Here is a 5,119-nt window from a genome sequence, read left to right as displayed (position 1 = left end):
GGTCACCGCCGGAACATCATTAAAAGGTCGAGGGCCCCCCAACACACACGTGTTGGGGGGCCCTCCCATTTAACAGCACACCCCGCACCCCACCCAGGACCCTCTCCCACATCCTGCAGGTTTTGACGAACCCTCTCGCAGTACCTGTCGTGTTCCGACAGACCCTCTCCCACATCCTGCAGGTTTTGAACGGACCCTCTCCCACATCCTGCATGTTTTGAACGGACCCTCTCTCACCACCCGCAACAAGCCCACCCGCCGGCACCCAGCCCAGGCGCCGCCCGCCGTCGTGCCTCACGCCACCATCCCAACCGCGAGAGCGTCCGACCAAAACCCGCAACAACCGCGAGAGGGTTGCCGAAAAACCGGCAACAACTGCGAGAGCGTCCGTGGAAAACCCGCATCAACTGCGAGAGCGTCCTGGGTGTGCCACCACGAGGCGCAAGGGCGTCCCCATGGCTGGCCCTAGACTTACGGTTCATGAGCTCTTCCTTCCCTGGCCCAACTGCGAAACGCGCCACGATCCTGGACGTCGCCGCGGCCGCGGGTGTTTCGCGCCAAACGGTGACGCGTGCGATGAACGACATGCCAGGCATCAAACAGGAGACGCGTGAACGCGTCCAGGAACTTGCGCGTGAACTTGGCTACACACCCAGTCGATACGCCAAGGGGCTCGTCCAGGGGGCCCACACCGCCGTGGGGCTGGCCATACCCGACCTCACCAACCCCTACTTTCCCGCATTCGCCTCCAGCGTGGTTGAGATGGCGACGCTGCGTGGCTGGAACGTGGTGGTAGATGATTTTGGTCACGGAAGCGGCAGCAGTTTGGACGCTGTGGAGCGGCTGTCCCCACAGGTGGATGCGGTCATCGGCTACCTGGGTCCGCACGCGGCCGAGGCTCAGGCATTGCTCGGCCGGCGGCCCGTGGTTGTGCTGGATGAGCCCCCCGGGCTGACAGCCGGCGGCATCTCCTTCGATTACCCCTACGCTGCAAGGCTTGCGCTCGAGCGTCTGTCCGCGATGGGTCGCACGCGTCTTGCCTACCTCGATGCAGGGCCAGCGGAGCAGCTGTCGGCCAGGGGTTCCGCTGTCAGCCGCGCTGCCGAGGAGCTCGGCATTGAACTGACAGTGGCCCATGCCCTGGACTCCGCTGAGGGGGCACGGGATGCCGTCGGAGCCATGCTGGCTGCGTTTCCGGGAGTGGACGGGCTGCTCGTTTTCAACGACCTCATGGCGGCGGGCGCGCTCAAGGCGCTGGCCGCCAGCGGGCGCTCGGTTCCGGGCGACTGCGCCGTGATCGGCATGGACGGCATACCACTGGGCACGCTTCTGACCCCTGAGCTGACCACGCTCTCGCTGGACCTGCGCGACGTGGGGCGGGCCGCCGTCGACCTCCTCGACGGGCTGCTGACAGGCGCCCTCCCGCAGCGGAGCGCAGGCACGCACCTGACGCTCCGCCATGAGCTCGTGATCCGCGCATCGGCCTAGGAAAGGCCCTACCCAAAATGCCCGCCGCCGGATAGTCTTAACGAAACTCGTGAACGTTCACGAAGCAATCGAAGCGTCGCCAGGTGCGGCCCTCAAGCACCCTGCAGCAAGGAAATTCCATGTCACTTCAGTCTCCCTCCGCGCCGGCCGAGACCACGGCGACGTCCGCCGGGCAGCCCACGGCCCGTGCCCTGGACATTGGCATCGACGACGTCGAAGGCCTGGCGTCCCTGGACCCTGCCCGGGGAACCTTGCCGCCCCGCGCCTACCTCCACAGCGACGCCCCCAGGAAGTCCCTCAACGGCGAGTGGCAGTTCCGTCTCAGCCCAGGGATCCGACAGGCGCCGCGTGACGGCTGGCAGTCCGGCGGGGGCCTCAACGGCTTCACGGGCCTGCCGGTGCCGTCCAGCTGGCCGATGCACGGGCACGGAGCGCCGGCCTACACGAATGTCCAGTTCCCCTTTGCTGTTGAGCCGCCGCACGTGCCGGACGCCAACCCGATCGGCGATCACGCGGTGGAATTCCATGCCGGCCCGGAATTCTTTCCGCGCGCCGTCCTCCGGTTCGACGGCATCGAGTCAGCCGCCACCGTATGGCTCAACGGCACGGAACTGGGCACCACGCGCGGCAGCCGGCTGGCACACGAGTTCGACGTCGCGGGAATCCTCAAAGAAGGCGCCAATGTCCTGGCTGTCCGCGTTGCCCAGTTCTCCGCCGCGAGCTACGTGGAGGACCAGGACATGTGGTGGTTGCCGGGCATCTTCCGTGACGTGACCCTGCAGGCCCGGCCGGAGCAGGGAATTGACGACGTGTTTGTGCACGCTGACTATGACCACGAGACGGGCGAAGGCATCCTGCGCATCGAGGCGACCCGGGCGGGTGAAGCGATTGACGCCGTCGTACGCGTCCCGGAACTGAACCTGGAACTGGCCGCCGGCAGCGAGCACCGGATCCTGGGAGTCTCGCCCTGGTCAGCCGAGCTGCCCCGGCTCTACGAGGCGACGGTCAGCGCACCGGGGGAGACAGTCACAGTGCAGGTCGGGTTCCGGAGCATTTCCATCGAGGACGCCCAGTTCAAGGTCAACGGCCGGCGGATCCTGCTGCGCGGGGTCAACCGCCACGAACACCACCCCAAGCTGGGCCGCGTGGTGCCGCGCGATGTGGTGGAAGCTGAGCTGCGGCTGATGAAGCAGCACAACATCAACGCGATCCGGACTTCCCACTACCCGCCGCACCCTGACTTCCTGGCGCTGGCGGACCAGCTCGGCTTCTATGTTGTGCTCGAGTGCGACCTGGAGAGCCATGGCTTCGTCAACTCCGGTTGGAACCGGAACCCCAGCGACGACGCGGCGTGGGAGCCAGCGCTGGTGGATCGGATGCGGCGGACTGTGGAGCGGGATAAGAACCACGCTGCGGTGATCATGTGGTCGCTGGGCAACGAGGCCGGCACGGGCAGGAACCTGGCGGCGATGTCCAAGTGGGCCAAGGACAGGGATCCGTCCCGGCCCATCCATTACGAGGGCGACTGGAGCTCGGCCTACGTCGACGTCTATTCGCGGATGTATGCCAGCCAGGCGGAAACGGAACTGATTGGCCAGGGCGTCGAGGAGCCGCTGGACGATCCCGCGCTGGACGCCCGCCGTCGTGCCATGCCTTTTGTGCTGTGCGAGTACGTGCACGCCATGGGCAACGGCCCCGGCGGCATGACGGAATACCAGGAACTCTTTGACCGCTACCCGCGGCTGATGGGCGGGTTCGTGTGGGAATGGCTCGAGCATGGCATCACCGTCACGGACGCGGACGGCCGTGAGCACTTCGCGTACGGCGGCGACTTCGGTGAGGAAGTTCACGACGGCAACTTCGTCACCGACGGCCTCGTGGACGCCCACCGCAACCCGCGCCCTGGCCTGCTGGACTTCAAGAAGGTCATCGAACCCCTGCGCATTACCGTGGCCGAGGACTGGTCCGGCTTCACCGTCCGGAACGGCTATGACTTCGCGGACACGTCAGCGCTGAGCTTCCGGTATGTGCTGGAGGCCGACGGCGGGGCCGGCAACGGCGGCGCGGTGCTTGCGGACGGCGTGGTGGACGTTGCGTCGCTGGCGCCGGGCGCGGAAACGTCCGCTGAACTTCCTGCGGGCCTGGCGTCACTGGCCGGCGGACGCGCAGCCGTCCTCACCGTCAGCGCGGTCCTTGCCTCGGGAGCAGACTGGGCAGTGGCCGGTCATGAAGTCGCGTGGGGCCAGTCGGTCCGGGACATCACGGTGTCCGCTGCGCCGCGCCCGCTTGATTCGGTGGGCGTTTCGGAAGGCGTGCTTCGGCTGGGACCGGTGGTGTTTGACCGGGTGTCGGGGCTGCCGCTCTCCATCGGGAGTGTTCCCGTGGACGACTTCCGTCTGGCGCTCTGGTGGGCGCCGACGGACAATGACCTGGGCAGCGAATGGACCGGTCCGGACAGGCGGCCGCTTGCCACCCAATGGAGCCAGGCGGGCCTCAACCGGATGCACCCGCGTTTGCTTGGCATCGCGGCAGAGCCTACAGAGGACGGCGGGGAGGTCCTGACTGTCCGCACCCGGGTGGCTGCGGCGGACAAACAGTTTGGCGTACTGGTGGACTACACGTGGAGCAGCGACGGAGAGTCCGTTGGCCTGCGGACCCAGGTCCGCCCGGACGGGGACTGGACCAATGCGGGCTTCCCCGTTGAGTGGGCGCGGATCGGCCTCGAACTGGTGCTGGGATCAGAGGCCAGCACTGTGAGCTGGTTCGGCCAAGGACCCCACCAGAGCTACCCCGACACCGGCCAGGGCACGAAGTCCGGCTGGTTCTCGCTGCCCCTGGAGGGCATGGACGTTGACTACGTCCGGCCCCAGGAATCCGGCGCCCGGTCAGGCGTGCACGCTGCGTCTGTAGTGCTCGACGCCGGCACGCTGGAGATTGCCGGCGCCCCCTTCGCGCTGACGGTCCGCCCGTACAGCCTCGGCGCCGTGGATGCGGCAACCCACCGGACTGACCTGGTTCCCGACGGCAGGACCCACGTTTACGTTGACCACGCACTGCGGGGAGTGGGGACGGCAGCCTGCGGTCCGGGTGTCCTCGAGGCTTACCGGCTCGCCGCCCGGGAAGCGGACTTTACCGTGGTGTTGCGGGCCCGCAGCTGAGGAATTGTCCGCTCCCGGCGTGGGCGCGCACAGTGTGACCCACACCGTGACCCACACCATAGCGGACGGTTCCGGCTGGCTGTTCTGTCTGGGAGCGGGGATGGACCCCTGAAATCCGCGTGATTTCAGGGTTTTCGGGGGTTGGCGGCACTCTCGGGGTTGGATTTGCGGTGGGGGTTGTGGGCGTGTATTGTTTTCTGAGTCGCCGCCGCTGATGCGGAAAAATTGCGACAAACCCCCTTTTTCAACAGCCTGGAAATGGCACGCTTTGTAGCGTGCCGGGTTCGGGTGGGGCCGGTTCGCCGGGGCAGGTAATCGCGGAAACGCCGATTTGCAAAGCTCCTCGAGTCCGGGTAAGTTTGAGAGGTTGCTCCGGAGCGATCCACGGCCGTTTGGTTGTGGTGGTGCCGGGTGTGTCTGTTGTTTGAGAACTCAATAGTGTGCCAAGTTTGTTGATACCAATTTATTGTATT

The 5,119-nt window shown here is 66.4% G+C and carries 2 protein-coding genes; both read left to right on the top strand.

Annotation, left to right across the window (positions count from 1 at the left end; translation table 11 throughout):
- Positions 1 to 480: 480 nt before the first annotated feature.
- Positions 481 to 1,488: a LacI family DNA-binding transcriptional regulator gene (locus ABV518_RS22235; protein WP_367771809.1), complete on the top strand. Its 1,008-nt coding sequence runs from the start codon at positions 481 to 483 to the stop codon at positions 1,486 to 1,488.
- A 119-nt stretch (positions 1,489 to 1,607) separates the two neighbouring features.
- The gene (locus ABV518_RS22230) at positions 1,608 to 4,646 is read left to right on the top strand and encodes a glycoside hydrolase family 2 TIM barrel-domain containing protein (RefSeq protein WP_367771807.1); all 3,039 of its coding nucleotides are present in this window, start codon (positions 1,608 to 1,610) and stop codon (positions 4,644 to 4,646) included.
- Positions 4,647 to 5,119 lie beyond the last annotated feature (473 nt).

The sequence above is a fragment of the Arthrobacter sp. HS15c genome (genome assembly GCF_040812005.1).
Lineage (GTDB): Bacteria > Actinomycetota > Actinomycetes > Actinomycetales > Micrococcaceae > Arthrobacter.
The sequence above is the reverse complement of the archived record's forward strand: the minus strand, read 5'-3'. Positions and strand labels throughout refer to the sequence as shown.

Bases quoted from the DNA above. Each gene is read 5' to 3' on its own strand.
- ABV518_RS22235 (WP_367771809.1), top strand. From the start codon at position 481: ATGAGCTCTTCCTTCCCTGGCCCAACTGCGAAACGCGCCACGATCCTG.
- ABV518_RS22230 (WP_367771807.1), top strand. From the start codon at position 1,608: ATGTCACTTCAGTCTCCCTCCGCGCCGGCCGAGACCACGGCGACGTCC.